Origin of the sequence: Streptomyces sp. NPDC006655, from assembly GCF_040703965.1 — a bacterium.
In the GTDB taxonomy this organism is placed as follows: Bacteria; Actinomycetota; Actinomycetes; order Streptomycetales; family Streptomycetaceae; genus Streptomyces.
On the sequence record NZ_JBEYJU010000015.1, the window covers coordinates 1 to 15726 of the forward strand.

The 15726-nt window shown below is 68.1% G+C and carries 19 protein-coding genes; 9 read left to right on the forward strand and 10 right to left on the reverse strand.

Annotation, left to right across the window (positions count from 1 at the left end; translation table 11 throughout):
• Positions 1 to 102: 102 nt before the first annotated feature.
• From AB0958_RS11505 to AB0958_RS11515, 3 genes are all read right to left on the reverse strand, one after another.
• Entirely contained in the window at positions 103 to 804 is a 702-nt protein-coding gene (locus tag AB0958_RS11505) for a hypothetical protein (RefSeq protein WP_366890161.1), read from the reverse strand.
• Between the two features lie 474 nt (positions 805 to 1278).
• Positions 1279 to 1656 (reverse strand): hypothetical protein, encoded by a 378-nt coding sequence (locus AB0958_RS11510; protein ID WP_366890162.1) that lies wholly within the window; start codon positions 1654 to 1656, stop codon positions 1279 to 1281.
• Positions 1656 to 2003: a hypothetical protein gene (locus tag AB0958_RS11515; protein WP_366890163.1), complete on the reverse strand. Its 348-nt coding sequence runs from the start codon at positions 2001 to 2003 to the stop codon at positions 1656 to 1658. Before AB0958_RS11515 ends, AB0958_RS11510 begins: the two co-directional genes overlap by 1 nt.
• A 157-nt stretch (positions 2004 to 2160) precedes the next feature.
• Between AB0958_RS11515 and AB0958_RS11520 the strand changes: the two genes are divergently transcribed.
• Entirely contained in the window at positions 2161 to 2457 is a 297-nt protein-coding gene (locus AB0958_RS11520) for a GntR family transcriptional regulator (RefSeq protein ID WP_366890164.1), read from the forward strand.
• 118 nt (positions 2458 to 2575) lie between these two features.
• Here the strand turns inward: AB0958_RS11520 and AB0958_RS11525 are convergent, their stop codons facing one another.
• From AB0958_RS11525 to AB0958_RS11550, 6 genes are all read right to left on the reverse strand, one after another.
• Entirely contained in the window at positions 2576 to 3466 is an 891-nt protein-coding gene (locus AB0958_RS11525; protein WP_366890165.1) for a hypothetical protein, read from the reverse strand.
• A 36-nt stretch (positions 3467 to 3502) separates the two neighbouring features.
• The gene (locus tag AB0958_RS11530; RefSeq protein ID WP_366890166.1) at positions 3503 to 4171 is read right to left on the reverse strand and encodes a hypothetical protein; all 669 of its coding nucleotides are present in this window, start codon (positions 4169 to 4171) and stop codon (positions 3503 to 3505) included.
• A 9-nt stretch (positions 4172 to 4180) separates the two neighbouring features.
• Positions 4181 to 5323 carry an enoyl-CoA hydratase/isomerase family protein gene (locus tag AB0958_RS11535; RefSeq protein WP_366890167.1) on the reverse strand — a complete coding sequence of 381 codons (1143 nt, stop codon included), beginning with the start codon at positions 5321 to 5323 and terminating at the stop codon, positions 4181 to 4183.
• Positions 5324 to 5381: 58 nt separating this feature from the next.
• Positions 5382 to 5684, reverse strand: a complete 303-nt coding sequence (locus AB0958_RS11540; RefSeq protein ID WP_366890168.1) for a hypothetical protein — start codon at positions 5682 to 5684, stop codon at positions 5382 to 5384.
• 61 nt (positions 5685 to 5745) lie between these two features.
• Complete coding sequence (locus tag AB0958_RS11545; protein ID WP_366890169.1) at positions 5746 to 6738, reverse strand: hypothetical protein; 993 nt, start codon at positions 6736 to 6738, stop codon at positions 5746 to 5748.
• Between the two features lie 56 nt (positions 6739 to 6794).
• Positions 6795 to 7457, reverse strand: a complete 663-nt coding sequence (locus AB0958_RS11550; protein WP_366890170.1) for a hypothetical protein — start codon at positions 7455 to 7457, stop codon at positions 6795 to 6797.
• 360 nt (positions 7458 to 7817) lie between these two features.
• Between AB0958_RS11550 and AB0958_RS11555 the strand changes: the two genes are divergently transcribed.
• Genes AB0958_RS11555 through AB0958_RS11575 form a run of 5 tightly spaced genes read left to right on the forward strand, consistent with a single transcriptional unit; the run spans position 7818 to position 11617 of the window.
• Entirely contained in the window at positions 7818 to 8120 is a 303-nt protein-coding gene (locus AB0958_RS11555; protein WP_366890171.1) for a type VII secretion target, read from the forward strand.
• Complete coding sequence (locus AB0958_RS11560; protein ID WP_366890172.1) at positions 8117 to 9532, forward strand: hypothetical protein; 1416 nt, start codon at positions 8117 to 8119, stop codon at positions 9530 to 9532. Before AB0958_RS11555 ends, AB0958_RS11560 begins: the two co-directional genes overlap by 4 nt.
• A 59-nt stretch (positions 9533 to 9591) precedes the next feature.
• Positions 9592 to 10389, forward strand: a complete 798-nt coding sequence (locus tag AB0958_RS11565; protein ID WP_366890173.1) for a hypothetical protein — start codon at positions 9592 to 9594, stop codon at positions 10387 to 10389.
• Positions 10386 to 11024 (forward strand): hypothetical protein, encoded by a 639-nt coding sequence (locus AB0958_RS11570; RefSeq protein ID WP_366890174.1) that lies wholly within the window; start codon positions 10386 to 10388, stop codon positions 11022 to 11024. Before AB0958_RS11565 ends, AB0958_RS11570 begins: the two co-directional genes overlap by 4 nt.
• Complete coding sequence (locus tag AB0958_RS11575; protein WP_366890175.1) at positions 11024 to 11617, forward strand: hypothetical protein; 594 nt, start codon at positions 11024 to 11026, stop codon at positions 11615 to 11617. Before AB0958_RS11570 ends, AB0958_RS11575 begins: the two co-directional genes overlap by 1 nt.
• Before the next feature lie 48 nt (positions 11618 to 11665).
• On the opposite strand, the gene AB0958_RS11580 is transcribed toward AB0958_RS11575, so the two are convergent.
• Positions 11666 to 12337 (reverse strand): hypothetical protein, encoded by a 672-nt coding sequence (locus tag AB0958_RS11580; protein WP_366890176.1) that lies wholly within the window; start codon positions 12335 to 12337, stop codon positions 11666 to 11668.
• 480 nt (positions 12338 to 12817) lie between these two features.
• Between AB0958_RS11580 and AB0958_RS11585 the strand changes: the two genes are divergently transcribed.
• From AB0958_RS11585 to AB0958_RS11595, 3 genes are read left to right on the forward strand one after another with little or no spacing between them, the layout of a single operon-like run.
• Positions 12818 to 13564, forward strand: coding sequence for a hypothetical protein (locus tag AB0958_RS11585; protein ID WP_366890177.1), 747 nt, complete (start codon positions 12818 to 12820; stop codon positions 13562 to 13564).
• A gap of 17 nt (positions 13565 to 13581) precedes the next feature.
• Positions 13582 to 14421 (forward strand): hypothetical protein, encoded by an 840-nt coding sequence (locus AB0958_RS11590; RefSeq protein ID WP_366890178.1) that lies wholly within the window; start codon positions 13582 to 13584, stop codon positions 14419 to 14421.
• The gene (locus AB0958_RS11595) at positions 14418 to 15725 is read left to right on the forward strand and encodes an ATPase, T2SS/T4P/T4SS family (protein WP_366890179.1); all 1308 of its coding nucleotides are present in this window, start codon (positions 14418 to 14420) and stop codon (positions 15723 to 15725) included. Before AB0958_RS11590 ends, AB0958_RS11595 begins: the two co-directional genes overlap by 4 nt.
• Position 15726 lies beyond the last annotated feature (1 nt).

Sequence of the window (15726 nt, forward strand, 5' to 3'; positions counted from 1 at the left end):
CACAAGGTACGACAAGTTGGCGGTCCGCTACGAGGCGACCGTGCTGGTCGCAGCCATCAACGAATGGCTATGACCAGCACATTTGAAACGCACCCGGTGGCACTAGTCAGCGGATGCGCGTCGTCGGCTGCCTGGCCGAGGCCGCCGCGTCACGTGCATATGCACGTCGCTAGGGGTCTCCTCGGTGATAACCACGAGCCATGAACCGTCGCTGAACCGGATGCGCAGTCGATCAGTCGCATGCGATCCGGCAAGAGGATCCTCCACCACTACCTCTGCAGTGGGGAGTTCGGCGACGACTCGCAACCGCGCTTCCTGCCGGACGGACACGCGCTTGGGCGGGGCCATCAGGACGATGCAGCCCTGGGCCAGGACGAGGACTCGGTTGTGATGCGGAGAGTGGCTATACCAGGAGAGCAGGAACTGGCCGGCCGACCCGGTCCAGTCGCCGTCGAAGATCTGGTCGAGGCCGTGAGCGTGGAGGGCTGCCTTTCCCTCCTTGGCCTCGCGGTCTTTGCCCCGCGCCCTGGCCCGCTCCGACTCCGGGCCCAGCAGCCGCTCCATCCTCTCCTCAAGTACCGAGAGGAAGACGAGAAGCATCAACAGAGGGTAGAAGAGGCCGCCGAGCAGTATGCCGAGCGCGCCCAGCGGGCGTATGACGGCGGGCCGTAGCGGTCCGCCACCTGCCGCCCGGTGCACGTCCTCCGGAGGTGTCGGGATCTTCCCGATCCTGCACCAGGCGGCAGCGTCCGCAGGAACGTCGAGACGGTCCCGTACTCGCTCGGCCAGGGTCTTTCTGCTCATGTGCGGAGGAGACCGGCGCCGGCGATCTTGTCGTTCTCGCTGGCCCTGTCGTTCCCACTGCCGCAGGCGGTCAACAGCAGTGCTGCCGTTGCCGCCAGTGCGGCAGCGGCGGGCAAAGTACGGCGCTTCACAGTGAACTCCCCGTGAGACAAAAGTCCATTCAAGAGGCCTGACGGTATCGGGGCGGTTCTCGGTCTCGCCAGCGCGAACTTCCCTGCGAATGGTGCTAATGCTGGGCGGATGGGGTGGCGGGGGACGTGACCTGTGTCCTGATCGTGCCCGAACGGAATCCGGCCCGGATGCGTTCGGACGCTGTTGTCGGGGTGCTGTGAGTGGGGAACTCCGTAGCGCTGTCGTGCCTCGCGCCTCGGGCCGGTGGACGGCCGTACGCCGATGGGCGGCGTCGAGGAACCGGAGTGCGCCGACCACGGGTGGATAGCACACGGCGCACTCAGGACAGTCGACGCGTCGCGCCTACGACCGTAGTCCGTTCCCTCCGTTCCGTCGCGCCTCCTCGTGCGTGCCTTCGTCATCCTCCGTGTCCCTGGCTCCGATCACGCGCATACCCCGGGACTCGGCGACCCGCAGCGCGTCGGTGAGGCACTCGGTGAGACGGATGCCGGCGTAGCGGACCTCGGCGTACGGCGACATCGGGTCGTCGAGCACCTGGCGGGCGTGGGCAAGGACATCGGTGCCGGTGGCGAGCTGGGTGGCTTCCAGGTCGTCGGCGAGGCGGGAGAGGTAGCCGCCGCTGTTGTCCGTGACCAGGTAGCACGGCTTGCCCTCGGGGGTGGGCCAGGGGAGGAGGCGGAGGGAGGTCGGAGTGTGTGCGGGGCTGTCTGCCTGTTCCATTACGCAGCCACCTCCGGCGAGCCGATCACGTGCTGGTCGAGGTCGATCCCGAAGTCGGCGGCCAGTAGGAGGGCGAGCCGCCGGCGCTGCTGGAGGGCGGCCTCGCGCTCGCGCGCGGTGATGCAGGGGTGGACCAGGGCTGAGTCGGTGCCGTCGAGGAGGGTGGCCAGGCCGTACGGCGACCGGTGGTGGGGGAGGTTCGAGGGCTCGGCGGTGAGGGGGCAGCGTACAAGGGTGAGGTGCAGGTGGGGGAAGGGCGGACGGCGAGGGCGGCGGCGCCGTTTCCCGGTACCGGGGGCGAAGAGGAGGCGCAGCCATTGGAGGGCGTGAGGGATAAGGTCATGCATGTCGACGCTCCTTACAAGCGTTGGCCGTGCCCCGGGAGGTCTAGCCACCTCGCCGGGGTCTGTCGTCTTGGAAGCTACACCGGTATATAGCCCTCTGCATACAAGTGCAGAGGGATCCACACGATCGGGCAGGTCAGTACCGCTCTACGTTGTACGCATGAGCGATTCGGAAGAATCTGTGACCCCGCTGGACCCGATGAGTGCCCGACCGCTCTACGTTCAGCTGGCCGATGTCATCGCTGGGAAGATCGCGTCCGGAGATCTGGCGCCGGACAGGCCTATCCCCTCCGAAAACCATCTTGCCGACGAGTACGGCGTAGCCCGTCTCACCGCACGTCGCGCCGCACAGGAACTGCGCGAGCGCGGCCTCATCGTCACAGTGCGCGGCAAGGGGTCCTTCGTGGTCCAACAGCCAACGGCTGACGCAGAGAAGGAGAGCGATTCGGACAACTGAAGAGGCCGCGGTGTGTCGCGCGGCCTCTTTGGCTTTCCTTGAGCTGCGTCGGTCACTCGACGCTGATAGGTGGCGGGTGGCCGATACTGTTGCCGTCCGCCCTCGGATGCGTACCTCGTTACAGATCGCCCGGCTTCGGCGCCGCTGCTTCTCCGGAGGGACCCATGAGGATGGAGTGGGTCTCGTGAACGTCCTTGGCTGCCTTCGAGGGCACACTCACCTCCACCATGACGATCCCGCTCCGGAGCCGGGTGATGACCGGGGGCTGGGAACGGCTCGGGAGTTCGCCGAGGAATCGCGTCAGCCGGGCACGCTGGCCTGGGGACAACTCGCTTTCGGCGACGGTGTGGACGGCTCCGGAGAGTAGCTGGCACAGCCGCTCGGCGCTGTCGGGATTGCCGGTGAACAGGCGGATCCAGGACTGGTCCACGAAGTTGAGCCGTACGTCGGCTTCGGCCTCGCTGAATGTCATCCGTCGTGCTCCGGCGAGAGAATCGCGAGGGAATTCCGCGAGCACGTCGGCTTTGTCCAAGGTGCCTGTTCGGGTACCGAGAAAGAGCAGACGCCGACTCGTCAGGGCGAGGTCGGTGGCATAGCCCTTGGGGCGGCGCGCCGGATCCAGTTGCCAGGGCACGGTCCGCGCCAGAGTGTCGGGCGCGGCCCACATGACGGGAAAGTCCTCGACCTCGTTCTCCGGTTCCTCCGGCCTTCCACGCACGGGTACATCGCCGAAGGGCGAGCCGGCGGCTCCGCCGATGTTCGCGATGAGGTTGGCGATCAGTGGAATCCCGACGGCGAAGGCGCGGCCGGTGCGTTGCGCGACACGGTCGCCAGTCGTACGCAGGGTGTAGCTCGGACCCGCAGGCCAGTCACGCAGTTCCTGCTGGATGTCGTTGCGATCGAGATCTCTGAACCAGCGGGATCCGGAGACAGCCGGTGAGATGCCGGTGGCGAATTTGGCCGCGGTCCTGATCAGCAGGTCCTCGTCGGCTTCGGGATACCAGTCCATCAGTACGTCATCTCTCCACGGAGGAACACAACTCGGTCAGTCGGGAAGACCGGCAGGAGCGGTCGAGGGCGGGAATTCCACCGAGCCGACGATTCCCGCGACGGCGTGTGCGAACTCATCCCACTGTTCCACTGAAGCCGTGTCCAGGGTAAACACAGCGGTGTACGGACCCGTTGCGAACGGGATGTGTACCTGGATTTGTCCCATGATGAGTTCCTCGTCCTGGCCGGACTTCGTGTATCCGCCGTCCACGACAAGTTTCTGGAAGCTGACTCCGCAGACCGCCGGCCCGCACGGGAGATCCAGCCAGGTCACCTCGCGCAAGGGGTCCCGGAGCAAGAGTGCCTTGATGCCCTGCGCGACGACTTCCTGATCCGTCTCACCGGACTCGAAGGCCGCGATGGTGAGCGAGCAGTGTGCTACGCCTCTGTCGTCCTCCAGCCCGTAGAGTCCGATACCGAAGAAACCGACCCCGCTCGCGAGCATCTGATCGGCCATGGCGCTGTACAGCGAACCCATGGTTTCCCACAGGGGTACTTCACCACGTGGATAGATCTCGCGGACGAGTTGCTGTGCCGCCTGTGCCCGCTCGTCAGCATCGAGTGAAACCTCGATCGCGTGCATACCGTCGGGTAGCCGGAAGGCCATCGGGGGCAGTACGGCGCCCTCGATGGTCAGATCCTGGAGTGTCTCAGGGGTGTTCATGAACGGCGCTCAGCCCCCAAAGTCACTTGTTGCGATGGTATGCACCTTGTAGGCGTCGAGGGCGCCCTTGATCGAACCATCGATGATGCGGCCCGCCCTGCCCATGGGGGCGATTGCGTCGGCCCCCTTGACGAACTTCAAACCCGACACCAAGTTGATGCCCTGGGTGCCGAGAAACTGACCCTTGCGAATATTCTGCAATCCGCTTTCGACCGCCAAGGTCAGTCGGCTGCCGCCTTCACCCAGCTTCACCATGGGCACCGCTTTGATGGGACCGAAGAGAACAAATGCCTTCCCGACGCTGGTTACGCCGCGGTAGCCCTCGCCGAGCTCTGCGGCCCGTGCGGCCGCGTTTGCGCCCTTCGCGAGTTCTGCGCTGCCCGTGAGCCCCTTGACGCCTGGCAGGACACCGAGGGCGTCGAATCCGATCTCGGTCCAACTGACGTCCGCGCCAGCTGCTTTGGCGACCAGATGGGTCAGGAGGGCTGCGCCACTCGTAATCATCGCTGCGGCGGCGAAGATGGCGCCTATGGGTTCGAAGGGAGCGGTGATGATGGCGAGGAGTCCCAGTACACCGCTGGCCAGGCTGAGAAGGTCGCCGATCGCTTTGAAGACGTCCGCGTGATCTTTGATCCAGTCGCCGGTGGCGTCCCAGGCACCCTCGATACCCTTGCCGAGTTTGTCCCAGAAGCCCGGCTCGTCGGGCGCGATGTCGCCGGCCATGTCGAGCTCCTTGCTGACCTGACGGGCTGCCGCCCGGTAATCCGCCTCCAGTTCATGGACCTTCTGGATGACCCCGTCCACCGCGCTGGAGGCCTTCGCGAGATCCGTGCTGCCCTTGCTGTCGGCCTTTGCTCGGGCCTGCGACTCGGCATCGAGTTTTTCCCCGGCGCTCTTCTCCAGCCGGTCCGCGCGGTCCTGGAAGTCCTGGAGGTCGCCTGCCCAGCGGTGCAGGGCACGCGAGGCCTTGTCGAAGGACTCGTGGCTCTTGCGGATGAGAGGGGTGACGTCCTGGCCGACGTACTCGCTGAAGGCGATCGCGGTCTTGCCCTTCCAGGCACCGGTCTCGATGCGTTCCAGCTCGCTCAGTGCCGTTCCCAGCTCGCCGGCCAGCTTGCCGAGCTGCTTGGCGAGGTCTCGGGTGTCCTCCACGCTTCCCGGTGTGGGGTCCCAGCCTATGTGGGGGAAGGCAGGCCGTTGCCCAGCCACGTCACGTGCCCTTCTGCTTCGGAGCCTTGAGGGACTCGGCCAGGTCCAGGTCGAGCTTGTCGAAGCTCTCGCCGATCTTGTTGATCATCTTCACGGCGCCCTGGGTGTGCTTGCCGAGCTGCTTGATGCCGTAACCCCAGTCGTCGGCGAAGTCCTGGACGTCTTCGATGAGCCGCTTCTCACCGACTGCCGAGGCGTCCGCGCTGCGGAGAGCGCGGCGGGTGGTCTCCATGCGGTCGCTGATGGACGAGAAGGTCTTCTTCAGGTCCTGGAAGATCGTGTCTTCGAGGCGCAGGTCAGTCATGTCGGATTCCGGTCTCCTCAAGCGGCCCGAAGCCGGAACTCGGCGGGCCGCTCGCGTCTCGTCAGCGGTTGACCGCCTGGATTTCCTTCACGGTCACGTTCTGCTCATACGTGGACAGGCCGTCGGGCAGGGCCGGCTGTTGTGCGGGGCCGTCGGGGTCGGCCGAGGCCGTCCAGGTCACCTTCCAGGTGATCGACGCCTTGAAGGGGTAGGTGCCGGTTCCGGACGAACGGCGGTAGGTGACGTTGCAGGCCGCGTCCTTGCTGTCGACCGTGTAACCCTTGTCGCCCTTCACCAGGTCGTATGTGCAGGTTCCCGGATCGGCGTCCGGCGTGCCCGCCTCGACGTGCAGGGCCACAGGAGTCGCCACGGTGGTCGCGGCCATCTGGACGCCCTTGTAGTTGATGCTGGCGGTCGTCCAGACCCGGTCGAAGTCGCCGTTCAGCTTCACCCGCGTCCCGAGGTTCACCTTGAGCCGGTCGGGGCTGGGACTCAGTACCACGGGTGGCTTCGGCAACTTCGTGGAGTTGTAGGCGAGTCCGGACAGGATCTCCGGCGTCAGCTGGTTGGGGTCTGCCTTCGGCTGGGCGGGCGGGACCCAGATCTCCCAGTTTGCGGGGGTCACGGGACAGGCGTCGGTGTAGCTGTCGTTCCGGAACTGCACTTGCCACCAGAGGCCCTTGTCGCCCTTGTGGTAGTCCTCGGCGGCGCGTTTCTCGGCGTAGCTCGCGGCCGGCTCCTGGGCGCCCTTGTAGGAGGACTTGATGAACTCCTCGTACTCGTCCGGCGTGTACATCGGCTCGTACCAGCAGACGGGGGGCTTCCAGTTGGCGTTCGAGGAGGTGGCGGTCGCCGTGGAGGCGGACGATCCGGTCGTTTTCTGGTTGATGCGGATGTGGGCGCCGATGGTGCCGGCGCCCGAGTTGGCGCTGGAATCGGCGCCGGAGTTGGCCTCCGAGTTCCCGCTCGGGTCGGCGGGAGGCTGTCCGCCGGTTCCCGTGTCATCCCCTGTCTTGGGGTCACCGGCGTAGGCTGGGAATCCGGTTCCCAGCATCACGAGGAGGCCTACGGCCACGGCCGTCCGGACGCCGGCCCGAACCATGCCGGACCTCAGCCCTGGACGCACGCCGAGTCCCCCTTCTTCCAGTTCTGCTGTGTGACCTGCCAGTCGCCGGCCGAGTCCCGGGCGGCTTGAAGGGTGTACAGGACGAAGTCCTTGTTGCTCGGCTTGGTACGCAGAACCTTGTTCGTTTTGACTTCCTTGCCGTACGCCTTGCTCTGGTCCTCGCAGTAGCGGGCCGCCGCAGTCTTGCCGTTCGCGATGTCGGTGACCTCGAAGTCGTAGTACCGGTAGTGCCCCGTGAGCGTGAGGCCCTGCTTCTTGAGGGTTGCAACACGCTGAGACCAGTAGGTGAAGGCAGCCCCACCGAAGAAGCGGCTCATATTGGCGGTTTTGCCATCACCCTTGCCGAAGGCCTCGATATTGGCCTGGGCCGCGTACGCCACATCCCGGAGGATCGCGTCCTTCGTGGCGTCACCGGTCGACTGTCGGTCAACCGTCACTGTGATGTCCGACGGAAACGCAAAGCTCGGCGTGTTCTTGTCAGCGGCCGACGCGGAGGCCGACGGCGACGGAGAGTCAGACCCTCCCGTACCGGCCCCCGTGATCTTGTCGTTGTCCTTGGAGCTGTCGTCCCCGCCTCCGCATGCCGTCAGCAGCAGGGCTGCGGTCGCGGCGAGCGCGGCGGCGACGGGCAAGGTGCGGCGCGTCACTGTGGACTCCCCCGTGAGAATGAAGTTCGGCAGGAGCGAAGACGGTATCCGTGAGGTCTCCGATTTCGCCACCGCGAACGTCGCTGTGAGTGTGGTGATCGAGACGCATTCTAGGAGCTCTGGCGGGGGCGGCCCCGGCGTGGTGGCGTGGAGCTTCCCTGTCCCGGGCCGTTCGCGGGAGCTTGGTGAAGGTTGCGCGGGCATGGCGTGAGCGGGTGCGGATTCCTTTGGGCCCTGTCCCCTCCTTGGGAGTCCCTTTGCGGTCCATTGGTTGTAGCCCCGAAAACCCTCGACAGAGAGTGACCCTGGCTCTCTGCGTCTCGCGGGGCGGCCGGTAGGCAGGTGTTCACGGGGGTAGTTGTGGCGGATCACGTCAAGGTGTCCACGAGTGAGTTGCGGGAGATCAGTAGATCTGTCGCGAAGTTGAAGTCCAACTTTGAACATGCGAAGGATCTCGTCGACTCGTACGGCTCCGAAATCGGGTCCGGTGAGGTGGCCGACGCGCTGGGCGACTTCGCCGACGACTGGAAGAAGAAGCGCAAGCAGCTCTGTGACGGGCTGGAGTTCCTCGGGAAGACCGCGGGTGAGGCGGCGAAGGCTTACGACGGGGTTGATCAGCACCTTGCCGACGCGCTGGTCAAGGCTCAGCCGGGGGACAAGTGAGCGATCACGACTTCTCCGGCGTCGACTGGCAGACGGCCCGGTACGACGACAAGGAGTTCACACCGGGGGATCCGTACGAGGTGGCCCGGCTCGGGAAGCGGATCTCCGACACCGCCAGGCTGATCGAGGAGCAGGCCGCGAAGCTGAGCAACCTCGTGGACGGGAACGGGTGGGATTCGGACGCCGGAAAGGCGTTCACCACGAAGACCGGCGACACCGTCAAGCTGCTGAGCCAGTCGCATCAACGGTATGCGGCGGCGGGGGCGGCGCTCGGTTCCTCCGTGCCGTACGAGCCCATCGCCGACTCCGTCCGGGAGAACTGGGCCACCGCCCTCAACCACGCGCAGAACAGGGTGCGCGCCGCGCTGAAGAAGGCCGCTGCGGCCGACGCCGACAGCAGTAACTACCAGAAGCAGATCGATCAGCATCCGTCCGGGGACGACAGCCATCCGGACAAGCAGAAGCTGAAGCGGCAGAAGGAGGCCTCCGACGGGGAACTCGACGCCGCGAAACGGGAACTCCGGGCCGCACTCGACTACCGGGACACCCAGGCCGGGTACGCCGCCAAGGCCATCCGGGACGCCATCGACCACGACGGGCTGAAGGATCCCACGCACCACTGGTGGGACAACTGGAAGGACTGGGTCGCCGAGGTCGGGCACTGGGCGGGAGCGATCGCCGGCGTGCTCTGCGTCCTCGCGTTGGTGCTGAGCTGGGTCCCGATCCTCGGTGAGGTGCTCGGGGCGCTGGCTCTGATCGCCTCCGTGGTCGCCCTCGTCTGCGACACGGTCTCCGCGCTGGACGGCAAAGGCACATGGCTGGACGTCGCCATCGACGTGGTCGGCGTGCTCTCCTTCGGCGCCGGGCGGATCTTGGGCACGGCCGCGAAAGAGGCGGCCACCGCTGCCCGTGGATCGGCCGCCTTGCGGCAGTTGCTCACCCTGCGGGACCTGGGGGTGGACGCGAAACTGGCCGGTGAGAGCGCCGAGGCACTGACGGGTGTGAAAGCTGGCAAGATCGGTGAGGCGCTGGCAAAGGGCCCGAACAGTGTCCTTCCCAAAATGCGGTCGATCGTCAAGGATTCCCTCGACTTCAAGGCGTACTACAACGACATCCGCGAGGCCATCACCAAGACGGCACCGGACGACGGGATCCTCGCCAAGGGCGAACTGCCCAAGCTGGGCGGTCTCGCCGGCTCCGAGTTCAAGACCGTCGCCCAGACGCGGAACGTCCTCTACCAGATGAGCCAGATCCTGCCGACGGCCGCGGGCGTTCTGAACGTGGCACCCATGCACAGTTGGGAGCCGACCTGGCTGGAGCCCAATGTCTTCGACGGCTTGAAGCACACGGACGGCTGGGGTGCGAATGGAATCCCCTTCTACAACGGGCACCTGAAGGCCGCGGGAGGCTGAGTCGCCGGACGGGTCCGGACCAGCGCAATGCCCGCCAGGGCGAGGAGAGTAGAGAGAACGTGACACGCAAAGACGGCCGGACCGTCGACGAACTGTTCGCCGGACTCCCGCCGACCAAGCAACGCACATTCGAGGAAGTCGGGCTGGGGTTGCCGGAGCTGCGGCGGATCGCGGAGGAGGACGGCCATACCCGGCGCGTTCAGCGCATCCTGGACATCGACGGCGGAAAGCCGTCGGACGACCCCGCCCGTGCCTGGCCCTGGATCCGGCTGCCGCTGGTAGCCCTCGTGGGCGTTGCCGTCTGCCTGGCGTCCACGTATCTCATAGGCAGGTACGCGGTGTTCGTCGGCCTGGTCTGGAGCGTGGCTGTGATCTGGACGGCAGTGTCTGCTCCCTTGCGGCGTGGTGGTCCCGTCCTACGGGGGGTGGTCGTGGCCGCCTACGTCGTACTGGTCTGGCTCGGGTCCCAGCAAGCCGACCGGTGGTACCTCCAGGTACGTGGCCAGGAGACCACCGTCACGTACGCCAAGGCCGTCGACCGGGGATCTCACGGTGTGACCACTCTGTACTGTCGCGTCAAGCTCCCAGACGGGGCGATCCGTCAGGTGTTCGACAACGACAAGTGGTGCACGGACGTGACCATGGTCGGCACGAGGACACAGGCGGTAGTCGATCCCGCCGGACACTACCGGCCGTTCCTCGGACACAAGTCGGACCTCGACAACGGCATCATCGACTACCTCTGCCTCGGGGCCGCCGTCGTTCTCGTCCTCGCGCCGGTGACTGCTGTCGCACTCATCCCCAGGCGCCCGAGGCCGAGCACCCGGGCCGGCGGGCCGGGCGGGATGGACGTATGACCGACACCACGAAAGACCGCGCCGCCACCCCCGTCCCACCCCCCTCGGACTACCGCCTGGCCGTCCCCGAAGGCTGGGAGCGGATCGTGCTCGACAGCCCGGAGCGTTGGACGCACCGCATCGACAAGCTGGTCAAGCGGGGGCTGCGGCGTACGAAGGCGACCCCGCAGCTGGAGGCCGCTCTCGCGGAGCGGATGCGGGCACAGGCCGAGGCCGCGCACGCAGGCGGCGCTGTGGAGATGTACTTCGTCCAGCAGGTCCTCGGCCAGGTCCCCGTCTCGGCCGGTCTGGTCGTGACCGTCCTGCGGCCGTCACCCGGCACCGACCCCGGCGATCTCGCCGACATCGCCCGCTCCCTCGCCCTCCGCGCTGCCGACGGCGACGACGTCACGCTCGGGGACCTCCCCGCCAGCCCCTCCGTACGGCACCGCTACCTCCGTCGGCCCGCCCCCGACGACCCCGACGGCAACAAGCTCGCCGTCGCCCACCTGGACTTCTACCTCGCCGTCCCGCACAGCGATCAGCGGCTGCTGCTGTCCTTCTCCACGCCTACGACGCCGCCGCTGGAACCGCTCGTGGAGGCCCTGCTCACGCTCTTCGACTCCATCGCCCGCACCCTGCAATGGATGGCCTGATGCCCGAGTTCGCCGCTGCCACGGTTCACTTGCAGCCCCCGCAGGATGCCGTCGCGCTGCCCGTGCGCACCCCCGTCGACCTGGCGGCCTGGGCCGCGGAGACCGCCCGGCGGCTCGTCGGCCCGGACGACGAGCCGAAGCTCCTCGACGCCCTCGCCGCCGAACTCCGCGAAGCCTCCGCCGACTCCCGTGAGCGCGGTCCGGTCAGCGCACTGTCCTACGTCCCCGACCCCCGCCTCGGGGAGGTCGCCCGCGTCGAACTGTCCGCCCTGCTCGCCGACGAGGGGCATCCGGTCCTGACCGCCGACCTTCTCGGGCGCTACCTCGCCGCCCCCACCCCCGTCTCCTACCGTCCCCCCGACACCGAGTTCCGGACGCTGCCCGCGGGCCCGGCGGTGCGTGTCCGGCACGCGTACGTCCGGGACGTCGGCCGAGACGGGGTGGGGACGGTAATGGAGACCTGCGCGTACGGAATACGGGCCGACGAGACGTGGGGACTCGTCCTGCGCACGTCCTGGCGGTCGTTGGCGTACACGGACGCCCTGTGCGAACTGACCGACGAGCTGGCGGAGACCGTCCGGGTCACGGGCTAGGGGCGCGCCCGGCCCAGCGGGGCGCGAGGGCGACGGCCGGTGTGCTCGTCAGCCCGCCGTCAGCCGGCTCACCAGAGGCTCGCCCTCCAGTGACGTCAGGCGGCACCAGGAGCCGTCCGTGAAGGTGATCCTGAAGTCCCGGCCGCCGATGCTGAACGGCCGTCGTTCGACGACGGCGAGCGTGCTCAGGTCCGTCTCCCAGAGGACTTCTTCCCAGGGTTCCCTGGGATCCTGGAGTCCGCCGAGGACCAGGAGCCGACGGTCGGTCAGTACCAGGTGGGTGACCTCGGTGTCGGGGCGGCGGGCCGGGTCGAGTTCCCAGGGGAGGGTACGGGCGATCGTGCCGGGGGCCGCCCACAGCACCGGGAAGTCCCTCTCCTCGTTCTCCGGGTCCTCGCTGCTGCCCAACGAGCCGGAGCCGCCGGGGCCGCTGCCGGAGGGCACGTTGCCGCCGGAGACCACGGCCAGGGCGAGCACGCCGAGGAGGAACGCGACGCCCAGCACGGCCCGCACGACCGGGCCGGTCCACGACCTGAGCCGGTAGGTCGGGCCCTCCGGCCAGCCCGGCAACTCGACCTGCATGTCGCGCCGTTCGGTGTCGCGGAACCAGCGCCGGCCCCGGACCCGGTGCGCCGCGCCGGTCGCGAAGGACACCGGGGCGCGCGCCACGAGGTTCTCGCCCTCCGGGGGTTGCCAGGAGCGGCGCTGCGGCACGGTCACGGCCGGTCCTCCTCGGGGTGGTTCACGGCGGCGGAATCCGTCGTCCGGCCGGGTGATCCGTGATCCTAGTCGCGGCGTCGGAAACCGGCCGTCGGCGTGAGCACTTCGTGCAGGCCTGATGGGCGCACGGTGACGGAGCCGGTTGCGGACCGGCAACGAGCGGGGTGCGGGGGATTCACCGGCGCACACCCTCGGATCCCTTGATGTGTCCCGAGTCCCAACCGCCTTACGGGTCACCGCCGTTGCGGATCGCAACGACGATTTCAGTGAGGTCAAGGAGTCCGGACGCGCCTTGAGGGGCTTATGTGCGGCTGATACGGTGCGATCGCTTGACACTCGCCCTGGGGCCGAGTATTCGGCCGAGTCGGGGTGGTTGGTGTGGAGTGTCCGCTTTCGAAGCGTTGACAGAGTTTTCGAAGCGTCGACAGAGTTTCAGGGTTCTCGACAGACAATGTCTTGGGTGTAACGGGGAGCGGTTGCGTGAAGATCCAGGAGCGTACGGGGGCGGGCGCCGGTCGTTTCGCCGGTCCGGCTCAGCCTTCGGTCGGTGACCGCCTTCCCACCGCGCCCCGCGAGCGCAAGCCCGCGCTGGCCGCGCTCGCGGTCCTGCTGATCCTGCTCGGCGCGCTGGGCGCGACGACGCTCGTGCTGCAGGCCGGCAACCGGATCGAGGTCGTGAAGATCACCGCGGATATTCCCGCCGGGTCCTCGGTGAACAGCAGCAACGTGACCTCCGTGATGGTCGCGGACGACGACAGCATCCACTACGTCAAGTGGTCGCAGCTGGCGAGCCTGGAGAAGCTGAAGGCCCGCAACACCATCCCGGAGGGCGCCGTCGCCGTCGGTGAGATGTTCGGCAGCGGCAGCACGCTCGCCGCCGGCAAAGCCGTGGTCGGCCTCTCCCTCAAGGAGGGCCAGTACCCGGCCGGGCTCAAGATGGGTGACGTCGTCGCCGCCTACCGCGTCAGCAGCAACGGCTCCTCGACCGGAGGCTCCTCCGGCTCGTCCTCCGCGTCCTCCTCGTCCTCCTCGTCGGGCGGCGGCTCCCCGATCGTCGGCCGGGCCACGGTCAGCTATGTGCCGGACGGCAAGAACAGCGGCGACCTCGTCGGCAGCACCAACTTCGCCGTCACCCTCACCGTGAACAGCGACGAGGCCGCCGCGCTGGCCCAGGCCGCCGCCACCGGCTCGGTCGCCCTCGTTCGCGTCCCCGGCAACGGCAACTAGAAGGCGGCCCGCACCCCATGGCGCTCATCGCAATCGCCGCCGACAAGGGTTCCCCCGGCGTCACCACCGCGGCCGTCGCGCTGGCCGCGGTCTGGCCGCGCCGGGTCCTGCTCGCCGAGGCCGATCCGGCCGGCGGCGACCTGGTCTACCGCAGTGCCGCCGCGCATGGCGGGCCGCTGAACCCGAACACCGGCATGCTCTCCATAGCCGCCACCGCGCGACGAGGGCTCGTGCCCGACCAACTCTGGGACCACGTCCAGCCGTTGAGCGGCGGTCTGGAGGTGCTGGTCGGGCTCGGCATCGCCGAGCACGCCGCCGGGCTCGCCGGGCTGTGGCCCACCCTCGGGCACGCCTTCGCCACCCTCGCCGACTCCCCGAACGCCCCCGCCGATGTCATCGCCGACTGCGGGCGGATCAGCGGCGACACCCCGGCCGTGGAGCTGTTCCCGCACGCCGCCCTGGTCCTGCTCGTCTCGCGCACCGAACCCGAGTCGCTCGCCCGGGTCCGGGACCGTGCCGCCGCCCTCGCGCAGAAGCTGCACGGCGGTCCGCGCGGCGCCGCGGCCCTCGCCACCCCGCTGATCGGCGTCGTCCTGATCGCCGATCCGGCCGGTTCCGGCAAGCTGGTCAACCAGGTCAACGACATGCTCGTACACGCCCAGACCGGAGCCCGCGTGGTCGGCACCATCGCCGACGACCCGGCCGGTGCCGACCAGTTGGCCGGCCGGAAGCGCGGACGCCTCGACAAGTCGCTGCTCATCCGCTCGGCCCGCAAGGTCACCGCCGACCTCCAGCAGCAGTACGGCGCCTCCTGGACCGTACCGGCGCAGCCGCCGCACGCGGGGGCCGGCCGATGACCGCTGTCGACCACCAGTTGGTCAAGCGGTTCCGGCAGGACGCCGGCGACCGGATCGCCGAGCAGCGCCGCCAGGACCAGGCGTCCGGTGTGACGCCGATGTCCACCGAGGACGAACGCCAGTACGCCCGCGCGGTCATAGCCCAGATCCTGGAGGAGTACGCCCGCTCCGAGATCAACGCCGGGCGCACCCCGCTGGACGCGGAGACCGAGGAGCAGTACGCCGCCGCCGTGCACGCCGCGCTGTTCGGCGTGGGACGGCTGCAACCGCTGCTCGACGACCCCGAGGTCGAGAACATCGACATCAACGGGTGCGACCAGGTGTTCGTGGGGTACAGCGACGGCCGGGAGGCCAAGGGGGATCCCGTCGCGGAGACCGACGAGGAACTCATCGAGCTGATCCAGGTGCTCGGCGCGTACTCCGGCCTGTCGTCCCGGCCGTTCGACTCGGCCAACCCGCAGCTCGACCTCAGGCTCCCCGACGGGTCGCGTCTGTCGGCCGTCATGGACGTCACCCGGCGGCCCGCGCTGTCCATCCGGCGCGCCCGGATGGGCAAGGTCTTCATCTCCGACCTGGTCGGCAACGGCACCCTGACGCCCGAGGTCGCGCACTTCATGGCCTGCGCCGTCCGCGCCCGCAAGAACATCATGATCGCGGGGGCCACCAACGCCGGCAAGACGACGCTCCTGCGCGCCCTCGCCAACGAGATCCCGCCGCACGAGCGGCTCATCACCGTCGAACGCGCCCTGGAACTCGGGCTGGACACCTTCCCCGACCTGCACCCGAACGTCGTGGCGTTCGAGGAGCGGCTGCCCAACTCCGAGGGTCAGGGCACCATCAGCATGGCGGAGCTGGTCCGGCGCTCCCTGCGCATGAACCCCTCACGGGTGATCGTCGGCGAGGTCCTCGGCGACGAGATCGTCACCATGCTGAACGCGATGTCGCAGGGCAACGACGGCTCGCTGTCCACGATCCACGCCAACAGCTCCAGCGAGGTCTTCAACCGCATCTCCACCTACGCGCTCCAGGCCTCCGAGCGGCTGCCCATCGAGGCCAGCCAGATGCTGATCGCGGGCGCGGTGAACTTCGTCGTCTTCATCCAGCGGCGCAACAACTACCAGACCGGCGGCCGCCTCCAGCGCATGGTCACCTCCGTCCGCGAGGTCAACGGCGTCGACGGCCGGGTGCTGTCCAGCGAGGTCTTCGCGGAGGCCCACGACGGCCGGGTCGTACCGCATGCGCCCATAGCCTGTCTGGAGGACCTGATGGCCCACGGCTACCAGCCGCACGGGGCCTGGGGGTGAC

Coding starts and splice junctions, on each gene's coding strand:
- AB0958_RS11505 (WP_366890161.1), bottom strand. CDS start 804: ATGAGCAGAAAGACCCTGGCCGAGCGAGTACGGGACCGTCTCGACGTT.
- AB0958_RS11510 (WP_366890162.1), bottom strand. CDS start 1,656: ATGGAACAGGCAGACAGCCCCGCACACACTCCGACCTCCCTCCGCCTC.
- AB0958_RS11515 (WP_366890163.1), bottom strand. CDS start 2,003: ATGCATGACCTTATCCCTCACGCCCTCCAATGGCTGCGCCTCCTCTTC.
- AB0958_RS11520 (WP_366890164.1), top strand. CDS start 2,161: ATGAGCGATTCGGAAGAATCTGTGACCCCGCTGGACCCGATGAGTGCC.
- AB0958_RS11525 (WP_366890165.1), bottom strand. CDS start 3,466: ATGGACTGGTATCCCGAAGCCGACGAGGACCTGCTGATCAGGACCGCG.
- AB0958_RS11530 (WP_366890166.1), bottom strand. CDS start 4,171: ATGAACACCCCTGAGACACTCCAGGATCTGACCATCGAGGGCGCCGTA.
- AB0958_RS11540 (WP_366890168.1), bottom strand. CDS start 5,684: ATGACTGACCTGCGCCTCGAAGACACGATCTTCCAGGACCTGAAGAAG.
- AB0958_RS11545 (WP_366890169.1), bottom strand. CDS start 6,738: ATGCTGGGAACCGGATTCCCAGCCTACGCCGGTGACCCCAAGACAGGG.
- AB0958_RS11570 (WP_366890174.1), top strand. CDS start 10,386: ATGACCGACACCACGAAAGACCGCGCCGCCACCCCCGTCCCACCCCCC.
- AB0958_RS11575 (WP_366890175.1), top strand. CDS start 11,024: ATGCCCGAGTTCGCCGCTGCCACGGTTCACTTGCAGCCCCCGCAGGAT.
- AB0958_RS11590 (WP_366890178.1), top strand. CDS start 13,582: ATGGCGCTCATCGCAATCGCCGCCGACAAGGGTTCCCCCGGCGTCACC.
- AB0958_RS11595 (WP_366890179.1), top strand. CDS start 14,418: ATGACCGCTGTCGACCACCAGTTGGTCAAGCGGTTCCGGCAGGACGCC.